General features: G+C 65.9%; 25 protein-coding genes. 7 read left to right on the top strand and 18 right to left on the bottom strand.

Annotation, left to right across the window (positions count from 1 at the left end):
• Positions 1 to 219 precede the first annotated feature (219 nt).
• The 4 genes from ACODSO_RS06110 to ACODSO_RS06095 all read left to right on the top strand — a co-directional run bounded on the left by ACODSO_RS06110 (position 220) and on the right by ACODSO_RS06095 (position 3209).
• The gene (locus ACODSO_RS06110) at positions 220 to 1323 is read left to right on the top strand and encodes a DUF2510 domain-containing protein (RefSeq protein WP_489035796.1); all 1104 of its coding nucleotides are present in this window, start codon (positions 220 to 222) and stop codon (positions 1321 to 1323) included.
• A 226-nt stretch (positions 1324 to 1549) separates the two neighbouring features.
• Positions 1550 to 2008, top strand: a complete 459-nt coding sequence (locus tag ACODSO_RS06105; RefSeq protein WP_489035794.1) for a hypothetical protein — start codon at positions 1550 to 1552, stop codon at positions 2006 to 2008.
• A 5-nt stretch (positions 2009 to 2013) separates the two neighbouring features.
• On the top strand, positions 2014 to 2838 hold the full coding sequence (locus ACODSO_RS06100) for a hypothetical protein (RefSeq protein ID WP_489035793.1): 825 nt from the start codon (positions 2014 to 2016) through the stop codon (positions 2836 to 2838).
• A complete protein-coding gene (locus tag ACODSO_RS06095) occupies positions 2835 to 3209 on the top strand; it encodes a hypothetical protein (protein ID WP_489035792.1) in 375 nt (124 codons plus the stop codon). The genes ACODSO_RS06100 and ACODSO_RS06095 overlap by 4 nt, the downstream gene beginning before the upstream one ends.
• Positions 3210 to 3655: 446 nt before the next feature.
• Here ACODSO_RS06095 and ACODSO_RS06090 read toward each other — a convergent pair whose 3' ends face one another.
• The 5 genes from ACODSO_RS06090 to nrdH are packed head-to-tail and all read right to left on the bottom strand — an operon-like array spanning position 3656 to position 5832.
• Positions 3656 to 3907: a hypothetical protein gene (locus tag ACODSO_RS06090; RefSeq protein ID WP_489035790.1), complete on the bottom strand. Its 252-nt coding sequence runs from the start codon at positions 3905 to 3907 to the stop codon at positions 3656 to 3658.
• Between the two features lie 41 nt (positions 3908 to 3948).
• Positions 3949 to 4749: a hypothetical protein gene (locus ACODSO_RS06085; protein WP_489035789.1), complete on the bottom strand. Its 801-nt coding sequence runs from the start codon at positions 4747 to 4749 to the stop codon at positions 3949 to 3951.
• Between the two features lie 14 nt (positions 4750 to 4763).
• Positions 4764 to 5381, bottom strand: coding sequence for a DnaB-like helicase N-terminal domain-containing protein (locus tag ACODSO_RS06080; protein WP_489035788.1), 618 nt, complete (start codon positions 5379 to 5381; stop codon positions 4764 to 4766).
• A gap of 34 nt (positions 5382 to 5415) precedes the next feature.
• Positions 5416 to 5571, bottom strand: a complete 156-nt coding sequence (locus ACODSO_RS06075) for a hypothetical protein (protein ID WP_489035786.1) — start codon at positions 5569 to 5571, stop codon at positions 5416 to 5418.
• Between the two features lie 30 nt (positions 5572 to 5601).
• Positions 5602 to 5832: a glutaredoxin-like protein NrdH gene (gene nrdH / locus ACODSO_RS06070; RefSeq protein ID WP_489035785.1), complete on the bottom strand. Its 231-nt coding sequence runs from the start codon at positions 5830 to 5832 to the stop codon at positions 5602 to 5604.
• Between the two features lie 497 nt (positions 5833 to 6329).
• On the opposite strand from nrdH, the gene ACODSO_RS06065 reads away from it, so the two are divergent.
• Positions 6330 to 6503: a hypothetical protein gene (locus ACODSO_RS06065; RefSeq protein ID WP_489035783.1), complete on the top strand. Its 174-nt coding sequence runs from the start codon at positions 6330 to 6332 to the stop codon at positions 6501 to 6503.
• Between the two features lie 185 nt (positions 6504 to 6688).
• On the opposite strand, the gene ACODSO_RS06060 is transcribed toward ACODSO_RS06065, so the two are convergent.
• The 6 genes from ACODSO_RS06060 to ACODSO_RS06035 all read right to left on the bottom strand — a co-directional run bounded on the left by ACODSO_RS06060 (position 6689) and on the right by ACODSO_RS06035 (position 10436).
• Complete coding sequence (locus ACODSO_RS06060; RefSeq protein ID WP_489035781.1) at positions 6689 to 7711, bottom strand: DUF4192 domain-containing protein; 1023 nt, start codon at positions 7709 to 7711, stop codon at positions 6689 to 6691.
• A 55-nt stretch (positions 7712 to 7766) separates the two neighbouring features.
• Positions 7767 to 7907 (bottom strand): hypothetical protein, encoded by a 141-nt coding sequence (locus tag ACODSO_RS06055; RefSeq protein ID WP_489035780.1) that lies wholly within the window; start codon positions 7905 to 7907, stop codon positions 7767 to 7769.
• A 478-nt stretch (positions 7908 to 8385) separates the two neighbouring features.
• On the bottom strand, positions 8386 to 8574 hold the full coding sequence (locus tag ACODSO_RS06050; RefSeq protein WP_489035779.1) for a hypothetical protein: 189 nt from the start codon (positions 8572 to 8574) through the stop codon (positions 8386 to 8388).
• 33 nt (positions 8575 to 8607) lie between these two features.
• Positions 8608 to 8979 carry a hypothetical protein gene (locus ACODSO_RS06045; protein WP_489035777.1) on the bottom strand — a complete coding sequence of 124 codons (372 nt, stop codon included), beginning with the start codon at positions 8977 to 8979 and terminating at the stop codon, positions 8608 to 8610.
• The gene (locus ACODSO_RS06040) at positions 8979 to 9380 is read right to left on the bottom strand and encodes a hypothetical protein (RefSeq protein WP_489035775.1); all 402 of its coding nucleotides are present in this window, start codon (positions 9378 to 9380) and stop codon (positions 8979 to 8981) included. Before ACODSO_RS06040 ends, ACODSO_RS06045 begins: the two co-directional genes overlap by 1 nt.
• A gap of 99 nt (positions 9381 to 9479) precedes the next feature.
• On the bottom strand, positions 9480 to 10436 hold the full coding sequence (locus ACODSO_RS06035; protein ID WP_489035774.1) for a hypothetical protein: 957 nt from the start codon (positions 10434 to 10436) through the stop codon (positions 9480 to 9482).
• A 115-nt stretch (positions 10437 to 10551) separates the two neighbouring features.
• On the opposite strand from ACODSO_RS06035, the gene ACODSO_RS06030 reads away from it, so the two are divergent.
• Together ACODSO_RS06030 and ACODSO_RS06025 are read left to right on the top strand one after the other, a co-directional pair.
• Positions 10552 to 10755 carry a plasmid mobilization protein gene (locus ACODSO_RS06030; RefSeq protein WP_489035772.1) on the top strand — a complete coding sequence of 68 codons (204 nt, stop codon included), beginning with the start codon at positions 10552 to 10554 and terminating at the stop codon, positions 10753 to 10755.
• A gap of 125 nt (positions 10756 to 10880) precedes the next feature.
• Positions 10881 to 11150, top strand: a complete 270-nt coding sequence (locus tag ACODSO_RS06025; RefSeq protein ID WP_489035771.1) for a DUF732 domain-containing protein — start codon at positions 10881 to 10883, stop codon at positions 11148 to 11150.
• 7 nt (positions 11151 to 11157) lie between these two features.
• Here ACODSO_RS06025 and ACODSO_RS06020 read toward each other — a convergent pair whose 3' ends face one another.
• From ACODSO_RS06020 to ACODSO_RS05990, 7 genes are all read right to left on the bottom strand, one after another.
• Positions 11158 to 11421 (bottom strand): hypothetical protein, encoded by a 264-nt coding sequence (locus tag ACODSO_RS06020; protein WP_489035770.1) that lies wholly within the window; start codon positions 11419 to 11421, stop codon positions 11158 to 11160.
• A gap of 60 nt (positions 11422 to 11481) precedes the next feature.
• Positions 11482 to 11841 (bottom strand): hypothetical protein, encoded by a 360-nt coding sequence (locus ACODSO_RS06015; protein ID WP_489035769.1) that lies wholly within the window; start codon positions 11839 to 11841, stop codon positions 11482 to 11484.
• Positions 11838 to 12737 (bottom strand): hypothetical protein, encoded by a 900-nt coding sequence (locus ACODSO_RS06010; RefSeq protein WP_489035767.1) that lies wholly within the window; start codon positions 12735 to 12737, stop codon positions 11838 to 11840. The genes ACODSO_RS06015 and ACODSO_RS06010 overlap by 4 nt, the downstream gene beginning before the upstream one ends.
• A 41-nt stretch (positions 12738 to 12778) precedes the next feature.
• Positions 12779 to 13009 (bottom strand): hypothetical protein, encoded by a 231-nt coding sequence (locus ACODSO_RS06005; protein WP_489035766.1) that lies wholly within the window; start codon positions 13007 to 13009, stop codon positions 12779 to 12781.
• Positions 13010 to 13320: 311 nt separating this feature from the next.
• Positions 13321 to 13530 (bottom strand): hypothetical protein, encoded by a 210-nt coding sequence (locus tag ACODSO_RS06000; protein WP_489035764.1) that lies wholly within the window; start codon positions 13528 to 13530, stop codon positions 13321 to 13323.
• A 333-nt stretch (positions 13531 to 13863) separates the two neighbouring features.
• Positions 13864 to 14106 (bottom strand): hypothetical protein, encoded by a 243-nt coding sequence (locus tag ACODSO_RS05995; protein WP_489035763.1) that lies wholly within the window; start codon positions 14104 to 14106, stop codon positions 13864 to 13866.
• A gap of 296 nt (positions 14107 to 14402) precedes the next feature.
• On the bottom strand, positions 14403 to 14618 hold the full coding sequence (locus ACODSO_RS05990; protein WP_489035762.1) for a hypothetical protein: 216 nt from the start codon (positions 14616 to 14618) through the stop codon (positions 14403 to 14405).
• Between the last annotated feature and the right edge of the window lie 352 nt (positions 14619 to 14970).

Raw genomic sequence — 14970 nt, 5'->3', positions numbered from 1 at the left:
GATGAGCGCAGCGAGTTCCGCAACCGCTCGCCACCAGCGCGCGGCCGCCGGTTGTCCCCGGTTGTGGATCCGGACCCGATTGTGGATGCCTGAGACCGAGCGGAGCGGCCTGGGAACTCTCGGACATCCACATGAGGACAAGTCCGATCCACAGTTGGGGGCAACCGGCCTCCGAGACGAAGAAGCTCCGGCTACGGAACCATCTGGTATGTATTGCGAATGACAACACCGCCCCCACCTGGCTGGCACCGAGACCCCGAGGGCAACAATCAACTGCGGTGGTGGGACGGACGTCAATGGACGTCGGCAACGTCCCCGCTTTCACAGCCCGCGTCGCCGCCGGAAGCGACCCGGCCGAGAGCAGATGCACCCACCTCCAGCGAACCCGAAAAGAACGTCGCCGCCGCACGTTCCGATGAGGCTCTGGGCGGCGAGCCAGCGACAACCGGTCTCACTGAGCACCCGTCGCAATCCCTCTCCGCGAAGAAGAAGGCCTCCATAGCCGTAGTTGCGGCGGCTGTCGTTGTCGTTGCCGTCATCTCGATCGTGGCCACGCGCCCCGACGACGAGTTCTCCGAAGCCGCAGCCTCGCCCACGGCCACTGTGGCCGCTGACTCCCCCGAACAAATCGAAGCCGCGGAGATTGCGTGCGTCGACGTCCTCGGGAAACGGTTCAGCACCGCAATACAACCCGTCACGATCCAGGACTACTCGACCGCAGTCGAGGGCGAGAAGTATCGCACCGTAGGTACGACCGACGTCTTCTTCGGATCGAACGGCCCACCCCGCAGATACTCCGTCGAGTGCACTGGAACCCGTGTCGGCGATGCAATCAAGTCGGAGGTGACCGGGGCGGTAGAAATCGCGTCACCGTATGCGCCGACGTCCACGACACCGGCCGCCGCACCGAGAACGCCGTCTGCATCAGCGACGGTGCCGGCGCCCCCGCCCAGCCAACAGGCACCTCGTCCGCTACCGGCTTCCTGCAATACCCCGGCCCCGTCCGTCGTCGCGGCAATCGATGCCGCCTTCATCGAGGCCGACCAACACTTGGAGGACGCGTTCTTGGTGTACGGCGCCGACGACGTGGCATACATCGGAGCCAACATCATGGACAGCACCGGAACCCGGCTCTCGAGCGCAGACGTATGGGCGCAAAGCAACGGAATCATCTATTCCCTGTCCGGTGATGCACGCCGCCGAACATCGTTCCCCGATGGCCGACGCGCACTGGACATCAGCGCCGGTGACGAATTCGGCACCGCAGTCTCGGACTGCATTCAGATCAGCATCATCAACCGCAACGCAAACGGCGGCAACTGAGTACACGGAAGGTCATCACACTTCGCTGTACATACGTCGCGGCGACGACGTGCGGCAGCATCGACCACCCCGTTGGCGTGCATCTGGCGGCCGGATTCGATAGCGTTGGTTGCGGATTCGGACGTCATGCAGGACGCCCGAGGCCACGACAGATACAGCGCACACCGCACCGCGAACATCAGCGGTGCGTGGCGCTTCCTTCGTTGCCTCGAAAGGCCCTGCCACCATGAGCACCCCTGCACTCGATCCGACCTCTGTTCGCGCCGCCGCCCAAGCCGCATTGGCGAACCGTCTGGACTACATCGACCGCATCGTCGATGCACAGAACACCCGCGCCGACGCCGCCGAGAAACTCGCCGCCGCAGCCGAAACGGAAAAGAACGCGGCCGCCGCCGAGGCCGCTGCAATCAAAGCAGCTCTCGACAGCGGATGGACCGCCGCCGAACTCCGCACCGCCGGTTTGAAAGTGCCCACCAGCTTCCTCAAGAAGGCAGCGACCCCCGCCGGCAGCAAGACGGCCGCGACACGCAAGTCTCGTGCGCCGCGCCGCGCCTCCGACACCCCCGAAGGTGGCGACACCACCACCGAGCCCTCCGATCACGCCGGCGACACATCACACACTGCCGGCAGTGACCAGGACAGCGCCGAAGTATCGGGTGCGCGCGAATTCGCGCAGGCCCGGTGACCGACATGACCACACCCGCAGACGCCACCCCTGACACCGACACCGCCGCAGAGTCGTTCACTCCGCCGCCGCATCCGCACCACCCGGCGGTGTTGATCGGTGTCGAGATCGCCATGCTCGACCAGTACGGTGACCCCGGATTCGTCTACGCCCGCGGCGACTTCCACACCGGCACCGCCGCCGCCGGGTTCGCGATCACGCAAGCGCACAACGTCATCACCGTCCGCGAGCTCGTCCGCATCGCAGTCACCCTCACCGACCACAACCGAACCCACCCCGGCTCCGCATACGACAACTCGGTGACAGTGATCGGCAGCGTCGGCGAGATCGCGTGCGCACTCGCGGCGGATCCGGACTACGCAGCCGGTGTACGCCGCGTCGAACTCCCCGCATCCGCCGACGTACTCGAGATCGTCGCGGCCACCGCCGACGATCTCGGCGCCATCGACGCCACCGCCGCAGCCGGGTACCCCGCCGACGACATCGACGGGTGGTTCGTGCACCTACACACCGTGCGTCCGGGGCCGATCCCGAACTCGAAAACGGTGATCGGGCCACTGGTGCGCAGCAGAGCCGAATCGTCGGCCGGGCTGCTCGCACACCGGCTCGGCGGCGACATCACCGCCCATACCGACCGCGGCGTCATCGCGGTCCGCCACCACTCGGCAGTCACCGACGAAGACCAGCAGGCGGTACAACGCTACGAACGGATCACCGCAGCAGTTGCCACCGAAAGAACTCTGTCGTGCGGCTCGGAGGAACATCGGCGGATGGTCGCCGAGATCTCCGACCTCGTAGCCGCGGCACATCACCCAGGAGACCGACGATGAGTGCACCCGACAACACATCCCGCACACCCGATCAGTGGTCCGAGCTGATCGAGGCAGAACTCGACATTCTTGGGCAGCTGTGTTCACCGGAAGCGGTGGCGGCGTTCGAGCTGATGCATGCCTCGGTGCGTCTGGAGACCGCGCCGCGGTTCGTCGACCTGCTCCGCACTATCAACGCTCTGTCCGGCCCTGGGTTCGCCGAACGCGCCTCGGCGCAGCTCCTGGACGTGGTCGCTGAGACGGGTGAGGTCGAGTTGATGGCACACCACAGTGCCGGTCTCGATGACCCGATCGGGGCGTTGGCGTTGGCGCAGCTGATCCGCACCATCGCAGACAACCGGGCCACGTTGGGGGAAGCGTTCGGGCTGTGATCGCAGCTGCCGGCCGCCGGCACCGTTAGCTTGTCGGTGGCGGCGGCTACGCTCGCTGTGGTTGCGTCCAGCCCTACTCCCCCATATGGCGACGCGGCCACGGTCGCGGGGACCTCGTTTCTTCCCACTACCCCCGGGAATATGAGACGTCCCCCCGGTTCCCCGCGCCCCCTCTTTCCACCGTTGCTCTCGCGGAGCGTTTGCTCGATATCGACCGGCCGGCGCTGTGTGTAGTGTCGGCGGTCGCCGCGCAGACAGTGACCGCCACCCCTCGGGGTCGGTGTGGGAGCTGGTGTGCGGCATCGAAAAGGGGGCGGCGCGTGCTGCCCGACGAACTGAGGGGGTCGGCGGGCGGTCTACCGCCCGCACCCGCTTTCGCAGCCCCGACGATCTGCAGACGCTCGGTACCCGCCCGACCTTGACCGAAGACCCACTACTGCCGCGAATCAGTGCACTGGAACGGGCGCGGACTGCTGGTGCCGGCGGCGGAGTGTGCGGCGTTCAGTGACCGAGATGCACACCAGTGTGACGTTGGAGCCGACCAATGCGCCCATCGTGACGCCGGCGCCGAGTGTCGCTGTGTAGGTGGTAAATGCGCCGGCCGCCAGTAGAACAGCGAGTCCGATCGAGGTGATCGCGAGCGCGATCATGGTCAGGCTCAGCGCCCAGCGCAATACCGGTGTGAGTGTGATGGTCATGGTGTCCCCCCTGGACGTGACGGTTGTGTGCGGTGCTGGTGTTACTGCGGCCATCCTCGTACGAGCATGGCGGTGCCGCGGTGCAGGTCGTTGAGTCCGTCGACGATGAAGTTCAGCCACCCGGCTGCGGTGGGCGGGTTCGGGACGAGAGTCGACGGGACGGCGTCCTGGGCGGCATCGTCGAGCTCGTTGAAGTCGTCGGGGTAGTCGGTGGCGGCGCCGTCGACGACGTTCGGGGCGCCGGCGATGTCGTAGGTGATCTGGAAGACGATCTCGTGCTGGTTCGTTTCGGTGAACGTCGCGGCGAGCGCGAGATCTCCCCACCGCTGCCGGTCGTAGGTGATCACGCCACTGTCGAGGGCGGCGTGCAGCAGCCAGTGTTGCTGCAGCCGCAGCAGCGACTCGTTCCCGGTGGGGTCTTGCACTGCGTCGTCGAGCTCGTGGATGCGGTCAGCGTGCAGGGTCAGCAGCGGCGTTTCGGCGATGGGGTCGCTGGCGGTCATGAACGTGTCCTCCGCTGTGTCGGTTCCGCTGTGGGTGTCGGTGTAGGTGTGGGTGACGACGAGGACACCGGTATCGGTGTGCAGGTTCGCGCTCTCTCCGAGTGCGTCGATGAGACGGTCAGCAAGCACGGCGGCGTCGGCGCCACCGTAGGTGCCGATGGTGGTCCATGTGGCGGGGTCGTAGGCCAGCTCGGATGCGGAACAGACCTGCACGGTCAGTGCGTCCGGCCCGGGCTGTGCATGCTCGAGGTCGCCCGCAGCGTCGTGGACGGCGGTGATCGCGGCGCGGACGTTCGCGGGGAGGGTGTCGTCGGTGTCGGTGGCGTGTTGCTCGGTCATCGCTGTCGAGCTTGTCATGCCGGGCCCGCGCCGCTGCCGGACTGTCCGCTGCGGAACTGGCTCAGTCGTTCGTAGGCGGCGCGTTGGCGGCGGCCGTGCTCGACCATGTGAGCGAACAGGTCTTCTTCGGGGAGTTGTTCGGCGGCGTCGGAGATGGCGGCTCCGACGGTTCGGAAGCTTCGGCGGTATGCCTGGGAGAGCACCATGTCGGCGTAGTGGGTGGCGGACAGTTCGTCGGCGCCGGCGGTGGCGGCGTTCATCAGTCGCATCCGCAGGATGCCGCTGCCGTCTGTGCCCGCGCCACTGGAGATGAGTGCGTTGGTCACTCCCGCGACGTCGTGGGGTGCACCGTCACGGACCAAGGCCGCGAGGAGCCCGAAGATCGTGCCGTAGGAGCTGGTGACGAAGTCGCGAGTGGTCAGCGTGGTGGTGATGCGGGCGATCTCCGGTGAAGTGTTCTGCCCTTTGTAGCTCCACATCAGTGCGCACAGCAGCAGTGCCTCGGCGTCGGTCGCCGGGTTGTCGTACACGGCGGCGCTGTAGTCGGCCTCCACCGGTGCGAGGTCGGCGCGGGCGGGGTCTGTCGATCCTGCGCCCTCGTCCGGTTCGGGGACTGCGCGTAGTGCGTTCATGGCGGATGCTTTCCGGTGGGTCGGTGACGGAAGATCAGGCGGCCGGTGTCGGACCGGGGCCGGGACTGCGCACGTCGACGCGGTGACGGTCGGTGCGCGGCTGCGTGTCGGCGGTGAGAGCAGCGATCTCGGCGTCGAGCTGGCGGTCGATGTAGTCCGGATCCGGGGTGTAGGTCGGTACCAGTCGCATGGCGGGTGTCTCCTTCGGGAAAATGAATGGTCAAGCTGCGGCGAGGGCCTGCAGTCGGTCTTTGCGGAATCCGGACCAGTGGGTGTTCTCGTCGACGACCACGACCGGGGCCTGCTGGTAGCCCAGCCCGAGGACGTAGGTGCGCGCGTCGTCGTCTTCGGTGATGTCGACGGTTCGGTACTCGACACCGCGCGAGTCGAGTACCAGTTTCGTGGCCACGCACTGCGAGCATCTCGGCTTCGTGTAGATCGTGATCGGCATGACGTGTTCTCCGTTTCGGATGTGCGCGATTGGTCTTCATTCTATCGGATCTTCGGCCATATTTCTAGAGTTATTCGACTACGATAAATAGTTCAATTCATTTGTTGTCGAATTGTTTTCGTCATTCATGGCGAACCACCTGTGCGGCACTTGGACACCTACGGAACGGGTCGAATCGGCCTGTCTGTGTGTTGCTGTGCCACGTTCTTTTCGCGTCATCTGGTTCGGGGAGAAGTCAGCGGTGCACGGGTGTCCGCCTGTCAATGCGTGGGCCGGGCAGTTTTCCTGCGAGCAGGGCGAGTGTGGGTTGTGAAAAGTGTTCGGAGCCTTGGCCGGAGCGGTAGCGGAGCCAGGGGTTGACCGGCGGCGGCTGGGTGGCCGCATTCTCGCTCGAAGCCAGATGCCGAGAAGAACGTTCTTTCCCTTCTCGTACGCACGAAGCGGAGCGGAGTTCGGTTGTCGGTGCCGGCCGCAGGGCGGTCGGTAGTGTGCGAGGCATGGACCGTCCCGAGCACGAGCGTGAGCTGGCCAAGAGTGTTGTCAATGTCGAGGCTGCGCCGTCGGATCTGGCGTTGGACGCGATCGTCGCCGGGGTTCCGGTCGAGCAGACCACCGCGAAACCGGCGGCCACGGTCGACTACGCGTGGCCCTCTCGCCCCAGGTCTGTCTGAGCGCCCTTTTCTGTTGCAGGTGTGGGGCTCCGTTCACAGTCCCTGCCGCCGACGCGGGCCGGTGCTGCTGCCTGGCTGGCGCGCAGTCGGTGTGAGGGCTCGATGCCCGAAGCACCGACCCCCGCCCGGTGACCTGGACTGACGGGCGCGGCCACCTCGAACGGCGAGGGGCCGCGCCCTGGTGTCTAGGTGTAGCTCTGGACTCGGCCGATGTGGGCGGCGACGTATTCGGGGGTGATTGCGTCGCCGATGCTGGCGAGCATCTTCGGGGGCATCCCTGCGTCGAGTGCTCGTCGCATCAGGGCGGCGAAGCTGGGCACGGTGCGGCCCTCTCGTGCGGCGTCGGTTTCGACGGCGTCGATCGCCATCGAGGCTGTGGCTCCGTCGCCGGTGAGGTAGTAGAAGAACCCTGCGAGGGTGAGGGCGTGCGCGCGGCCGGTTCCGCGTAGGCGGGCGGCGATGCGGTGGAAGGTGTCGGCGGCGTCGATGTCGCCGTGCACGGTCATGGCCAGAAAAGCATCTCGCACCTCGACACGGTCGGCGGCGAGAGCGAGACCGACTCGGGCGGTGAGGTCTGCGCTGGGGATCTCGCGGGCACCGATGACGGCGGCGAGCTCGTCGAACGTGACGGGCAGGAAGTCCTCTCCCATCGTCGCCGCGGCGGCGAGGGCGAGGGATTCGGGGATGGCGTCGCCGGGGGTGAATCGTGCGGTCAGCTCGGCGCGGTTGGCGGCGATCGGTGCGCCGAGTTCGATGGCGCGGTGCATGGCCACGTCGGTGGTGCTGGTGTCGGGGACGATTCCGTCGGTGTTGCGGTCGAGGTCGGTGTAGATGGTTCCGGCGGTGAGGCTGTAGGCGTGCAGGGCGCGGATGGTGTCGATGTCGGCGACGGCCATTGCGCTGCGGATCGTCTCGAGTCCGATGAGCGCGGCGCCTGCGTAGGCAGGGTCTGCGATCGCGGCGAGGATGACGGCGGTGACGGGTGCACCGTCGACGTCCTGACGCCGGGCTGCGGCGGCGAGCTGCTCGGCGGCGGCTTCGGCGTGCACTGCGTCGATGCGCATGGCGGCGACGACGATGTAGCTGCCGGGTTCGGCCTGAGCGAGTGCGAGGGCTACGACGGAGTTTTCGGGGGTGAAGCCGAGCAGTGCCGGGATCGCGCCGAGGATGTCAGCTGCGGAGGCGAAGGAGAAGCGGTCTTGCGTCATGGGTTGAGCCTTTCGGTGTGCTGAATAGGGTTGTGGGACTGCCGGTGCGGCGGGTTTAGTTGCGGAGTTCGCGGCGTGCGGTGCGGCGGTCGCGTCGGGCGCTGGCGCGTTTGACGGTGCGGCGCATGGCGGGTTTGCCCTGGCGGAGGACGAGGATGTCGATTTCGTCGGCGGTGCTTCGGTGTTGTGCTCGCATGGTGACCCTCCTTGGTGACTGGTGGCCGGACCTTCGCCCTGCCAATTTCTTTTGCCGTGGTGGCTGGGGAGAGATAGCAGCGCACGGGAACGGCGTCCGGCCCCTGGGACGCAAAAGTTTTCAGCCGGAGGCGTTTTGAAAAGTTTTCGGAGCCCGCAGGGCCGGAGCGCAGCGGAGTCAGGGGTTGGTAAGCCGGGCCCGGGTGATGCAAGCTCGCCAGAAGCCACCTACGTCAAAAGAAATTGATGCTTTTCGATGCTTTTGAGAGCGGAGCGCAGCGGAGTTCGATTCGGGGCGGCCCGCAGGGGCGCGTGTGGCCCGTCAGGGCCTGCTTGTGAGCTGGGTGTGCTGGTGGTGGGACGCGAAGCGCCGCCGGAGCAAAGTGCTCGACGGCGGCGCGGTGCGGGGGTACGGCTGGTAGGTAATTGTGCGGGAGCGACGGGGCGGGATCACGCTGGGTGTCGCGGTAGCGCTGGGGTTATGCGGTGTTGGTGTGGGCGGCTGCGAGGTCGGTGGTGGTTGCGCCGAGTTGGCGGCCTTCGTTTTCCCATTGCCGCTGGGTGTGTTGCAGTGTTTCCGTTTTGGCGTTGTTGCCGGTGCGGGTGGCGAGGTCGATGCGTGAGCATGTGCGGGCGTAGTGGGTCAGTGCGCGATGGAGTCGTGTCATCGGGTGGTCCCTGGATTGTCGGGTTGTTGCCGGTCAGTCCTGGTCGCGGGTGTTGTGGGCACGAGCGTCGCGGTCGTGGTCGGTGGTGTCGTCGGCGGCGATGCGGTCGAGGAAGGTTGTGTTGGACCGCGTGCGGGTTTTGCGGAGGTAACCGATCGCGACGGCGGGTGCGATGAGTGCGCCGAGGACGATGACGATCGTTGTGATTGTCGAGAGGGTGTTGTCGGTGAGGGCTGCGATGGCGACAAAGACTCCGCTGAGGATCCAGTGGAGTTGGGCGCTGTGGAAGTTCTTGGTGGAGGACGGTCCGACGGTGTAGCGGTAGTGGAAGTACATCGCGGCGATGATGTTGATCGCTGCGAATATCCGGGCGATGATGCTGCAGGTGTCCATGATGCTGTTCATCAGCGGTTCTCCCCTGTTTCGGGCCGAAGCTGTTGGGGCAGTGCGTCGGTGGGTGCGTTTTCGTGTTTGGCGGCCTGGACGGTGGCGGTGATGTCGTCGGGGGTGTTGTAGGTGCGTTTGCGGTTGTATCTGTGCACTAGGACGGAGACGAGGAGAAGTGCGAGGGTGACGCCGATGAGCGGGTAGTTGGCGTTGTCGTGGAACCCTTGGATCATGTTGTAGACCGCGAGACCGGCGGCTGCGAGGACGACCAGTTGCCCGGTGACCCACAGCGCGCGGTGACGGTGCTTGCTGTAGATGAGGGCGATTGTGGTGTAGTCGGTGACGTTCTGGTCGGTGTAGTCGGCGAACAGTGTGTCGCGGGCCTGTCGTTGGGCTTTGTGTGCGGTGATGATGTTCATCGGTGGTGGTTCTCCCCCTGCGATTGGCGTCGTAGTTGTGGTGATGCTGCCAGGTGGGTGCGACAGGTTCCACCTGTTGCATCGACCTGAGGCCTGGATTCAGCTGGTGAGCTGTTTGCGTGTGGCGCTTTCTATGGCGGTCTTGGCTCGGGCGTAGATGCGTTCGGGGACGGTGATCAGACCGTTCGAGAGCCGCTGCACTGTTTTCATGGCGGATGCGCGTTCTCCTGCGGCGGCGGAGTCGTCGAGGGCGAGCTCGAGTGCGCTGCGGATGCGGCGCACCGTGCGTTTGCTGTCGTCGGTCTGCACGCCCATTCCGATGGCGCGCGCGTAGGTGTCTGCGGTGGTCCAGGCGGTGAGTGCGCTGCGGGAGGCGTCGGCGAAGGCTTTCACGCGTTCGGTGCTGGCGGGGCAGGTCTCGGTGTTCAGTGCGCCTGCGTCGGTGAAGGCGGTGATGAACGCGGCCGTGCGGGGCTGGTCGAGGTCGTCGAGCAGTGGCCGGGTGAAGATGGCGTACGGGTCGGCGAGGTATTCGGCGTAGGCGTTCGCTACCTGGGAGTAGAGCGCTTTCGCGTCCGTGAAGTCGGCGGCCAGTGTTTCGGCGGCGGCGCGGCGGTCGAGGATGCGGTGTCGGGTGTGTACGACGAGGTAAACGGCGAGCATCAATACTGCTATTACTGCTAATCCGCCACCGATCCAGATCACCGTTGTCCAGTCGAAAGGTTCGGTCGGTGGGGTGTTGACCTGCGAGGGTGAGGCTAGGCCTGGAGCAGGTGGGGCGTCGACGGACGCGCTGTCATTGTCGGTGTCGGTATCTTCTGCGGGGAACAGCACGATCGGCAGGATGCTGGCCGAGGCTCCGATGATGAGTCCACCGAATATCAGTGGACCTCCTTTTCCTGCGTGTTCCGGCCGCCCGGTTGCGTGCGCCCTGGACAGTTGCCAACCGCCGGCGAGGATTGCGCCGACCCCGAGGAGTACGCAGCCCCACATGATCGTTCGCAGGATGTCCAGCAGGCTGGATGCCCCGTCTGGCAATTGAGCTTGGTAGTTCATGCGATTCCCCCGAATTACGTTGCACTGCAGCGTTTGTTATCCGCTCATTCAGCTTTTATCGTATTCGAATAAATCGATGCCCGCAAGTATTTTATGTAGTTGCTAATATCGGCGTATGGCGCAGCGTGGTAGGCCGAAGTCGGAGGGGCCGACGCTTGATTTTGTGGTGTCGGTGCGCTTTACGGAGTCCGAGCATGACGAGGTGACCCGGGCGGCTGATGCTGCGGGGGTGTCGTTAAGTGCGTACTTGCGTGCTCGGGGTGTGACTGCGGCGAAGCGTTCTCTCAGTCGCGCGGACCGCGCAGCGGAGTCAGAATAGAGAACCCAGGTTGGGTTTGGTCCGGGACTGGGTACGGTCCGCTTATGCGTATTCGGTATGCGGTGTCGCTGGCGGCATGTTCGTTGATGGCTGTGTCATGCGGCAGCGGTGACGATAATGAGCCATTGAGCACTCCGACGACGAGTGCTGCATCGACGACGTCTTCGTCTACAGACGCGGCTTTCGTCGCGGAAGCCGAGCGGTTGGGTGTCGACCCAACGACGGCAGCTGCGTTGATACCGGCGGGTGAGGCAAGTTGTTCCTACGCGGCCGCTGGTTACAGCTACACGGACACTCAGGCCGAGGTTGCGGGGGAGTTCGGGCTGAACAGTCGTCAGGCCGCTGTTGTCTTTCGGGCGGCTACTACGACGATGTGTCCGGTGAGCGGGGGATGAAGCTCGTTCAGGGTGCGTTGAGTTCGTCGAGGTAGCTGTCGTCGCTAGCGCTGGCCTGGTGTTGCTCAGCCGGGCCGGTTTCGTCGCCTGCGGCCGGTGCTGGCGGTGGTGTGGTGGCGGGGATGAAGTGGGCGGGTGTGGTGAGGTAGGGGTAGACGCCGGTTCCGGGGGTCTCGTTTTCGATCATGACCAGGCCGTTATCTTGGATGTCGCGGATGATGACGACATTGGATGCGCCGGGCGCGATGTGGACGCGGTCACCGATGTTCATGTCTCTCCTGATTCTGGCCGATCGTGGCGTGTGTCCATTGTTCCGTGTGACCGGTGGTGGTCAGTGCATGGGTGTGATGGCGTTGCTGGGTACCCACTGGCCTTGTAAATCCAAGTGGCCCTTTCCGTTTCCAGTGGGTACAGAGAAGTTCACGCACGCGAGCCAGGCTCCGTTGGCGAGTCTCGCCCAGCCGAACAATTCTCCCTGGACCTTGATGTCGACGCTGAGCCCTTCAGCTCTCACACGAAGAGGTGTGCCGTCGCGCAGCGAGGTGCTCGAGGATCCGGGTAGCGCCGCCGATACGGAGACGATGACGGGTTGGGGTGGGTCGACGGTGCGGCGAGTGGGTGGGTCGAAGGTGACGGGCCAGCGCGCGAACAGCTCCCCGGCACGCCCGACGCTCTCGTGGCGGGTGGTCATTGCGCGGCTGCCAGTGGCCGGCGGGCGGTGCGTGCGTCGTGGTCACCGGCGGGTGTCCACGTCATGTGTTGGTTGCCGCCGTAGGTGGGTGCGGTGAGGGTGTAGCGGCCGGTGCGCATGGGCGTTCCGCGTCCGTGGACGCTGGTGTCGATGGTGATCGAGCGGAGGCGTCCCCTCCCCTGCTGTTCGATGCCGGCGACGGCGACGGTGCGGGATGCGATGGTTACGTCGATGCCGGGCATCCGTCCGTCTGTTGTCACCAAAACCGCTGCGTGCGAGCGGCATCGGGCTAGTAAAGCTCTGGCGCGGGTCGGTGGGATATCGCGGCCACCGAGGGTGGTGACGACCAAATCGACCCCGTCGAGACAAATGCTGGCGGCGTCGAGAGCGGTATTGGGGTCCCCGGGGTCGATGAGTGCGATCTTGCTGAGGTCTCCGCCGTGTTCGTGGACGGCGAGGAGCCCGAATTTGGGTTGCCCGATGATCGCGACGTGGTGGCCGGCGGCGCTGGCGGCGGCGACGAGCCCGACGAGGACCGATCCGGCTCCTGTCACCGATGCGGCTGTTCCGCGGGCCAGCGCGCCGTGAGGAAGCAGTTCGGCCATCGGTAGGGGTACTGGGATGGTGCGCAGCGTTCGTGCCCGCACGGACGGCGTCAGGGCGTCGCTACCGACTGCGGGTTCGACGCCGGGCCCCCTGTCACCGTTGTCGGTCGTGGCAGTTGGCACCTTCGGTGTCGATGCCGGTATCGGCGTGAGTGTCGCGGGTTCGGCGGGGAGGTCGGTGGGTGCGTGGTCGCGGCGGCCGGGTATGGCGGCCATCCGTTTGCGGAGGGCGTCGAGCTGCGCGGTTTTGTCGAGCCCGGTCAGGTTCGGGATCGGGTCGGCTGCGGCCATGGAGAAAGACCTTTCGCCGTGCCGGTGGGACACCCCTGAATCTAGTCGAACGCGTGTTCGATGTCGAATGTGGGGATCGGCGGTGGTGGTACGTCCGGTTCCGGTGCGGAGTGCCACCAGGGGTAGCCGTCGAGGAGGTGCCGATGCGCACGAAGTGTGGCTGTGACCTGCTGCAATGCCGCGATGATGTGCGGGTCGTCGGGGTCGAGACCTTCCTCGCGCAGTGCGTGGCATTCGTCGTCGTCCATGCCTGGTTGGACGCGGCCGGGCATGTGTTGGTTCCGGCAACGGTCATTCATGCGAATGACTGGGGCTGTACGTACGACGGGGTCTGGATGAACGCGGGAGCCGCGCACTCGTGAGGGGGTGCGCGGCTCGGGTCTGTGGTGTGGGTGACGGTGTTCGCCAGTGCGCCTCTCGGCAGGTGGCCGCTCGTAGCGGCTGATGGGGTGGTACCCGGGGCATTGGAATCGAACGCCGTCGAGGTGGTCAACGTGGCATGCCGGGTTTCTATTCCGACCGCACTGCCGGTGTGGATCCGCAGGTGGTGCCCCCGCCCCGTGTGGGCGGGGACCCACCCTATTCAGGCGGTGCGGTGTGTGGCGAGAAAGTGATCCCAGAGGTGATCGGGGATGTTGGCGGGTGCGGTGTAGTGGCCGGTGGCGCTGAGTCCGGAGCTGGGTAGTCCGGCGTGGTGGATGTCGGCGTGGAGGCCTCCAAGGTTGTGGCTGGTAAAGGTTGCGCCGCGGTTGCGGGCTTCGGAGGCGATGGCGGTGAGTCGGTCGGGGTACATGAGCAAGTTCCTTTCGAGGTTCGGATGAGACGCAGCAGTCGGACGCGGCGAGGGTGGGCGGTCAACCCCGAAGAGCGGAGCGTGGGTTGACCGGTCGGGGTCCCCGGCGTGTCAGGCTGAGGCGGCTCGTACGACCCTTTGGTGACCACTGGAAGCGGCCCCGCCAGGGGACGGTCCGACCGTCCGCGGTCGGCGGAAACATGGTGAACACGATTTCGGCTGCAGCGTAGCGACGGAGGCCTTGTTCGGCTCGACGAGTGATCTGATGCGGTGAAGACCGGCCAGCCGGCGGCCTGCCCAACCCTTTCGGGCTGGGCAGGTGCGCTCTGGCTGTCAGTTGGTGCACCAGAACGATCCGATCGGGATGCCCGCACCCGGCTGCCCGGTGCACCAGGTGCAGGTGGTGTCGTGTTCGATGCGCCCGAGTACTCCTTCGGCTTCCTCGATGAGCAGTGGCAGCTCTGCTGCGCTGGCGAGCGCGAGCGCTTGCAGTGCCCAGCGCTTGGCGCGGGGATCTTCGGCGGGCAGCTGCGCGGCGTGGCCGATGTAGTTGGTGATGATCTGGTGATCGTTCATGACGGGGACCTTCCGGAAGGTTCGGATGAGACGTCCCGGTCGGACAGGGCGAGGGTGGACTGTCAACCCCGAAGAGGGAGCGAAGCGAGCGTGGGTTGATGGGACGGGCCCCCGGCCTGTCAGGCTGAGACGGCTCGTACGACCTCCTTGGTGACCACTGGAAGCGACCCCGCAGGGGGCGATCGGGCGCGGCCACGCGCCTATTCCTGTTGCGCCATACGCAGTGCGTAACAACGGGTTCGGGGTGTCGTCCACCGTTGGTGGCCCCGCCCGGTGTGGGCGGGGCCTGGTCTCGGTCAGTCGAGCCGGAGCGAGACCGTGTCGGCGGCGTCGATGGTGTGTTTGGCGAGCAGCCCGTCCCACATCCGCTCGTCGAGGCGGGCGGGGGCCTTGTTCTCCTCGTGAGCGAAGTAGGCGACGTCGGCGTGGAGTGCGGCGAGGTCGTGGCCGGCGGCGGTGGCGCCGTGCTGCGCGGCGGCGGCGATGGCGGCGTCGTAGCGATCGGGAAGCATGCGAGATCCTTTCGAGTTCGGATGAGACGCAGCAGTCGGACGTGGCGAGGGTGGCCTGTCAACCCCGAAGAGCGGAGCGTGGGTTGACTGGTCGGGGTCCCCGGCATGTCAGGCTGAGGCGGCTTGTACGAACCCTGTGGTGACCACTCGATGCGGCCCCGAAGGGGACGGTCCGGCCGTTCACGGCCGGTATGGTTGACCTGCGGTGGGTTCGGGAATGCGGTAGAGGTGCCGCCGAATCCGTTGTCTCCGATGCTCGCCAGTCCCGGCGTGCCGCCGTCCGGCGTGCAGTGGGTCTTCGAGTGGAAGTGGGACGTAACTGCGCGGGTTCGCAGAAACTCGCGAACGATAG

It is taken from the genome of Rhodococcus sp. FG69 (assembly GCF_057808915.1).
Note: the sequence above shows the minus strand (reverse complement) of the source record. Positions and strands in the feature narration are given on the sequence as shown.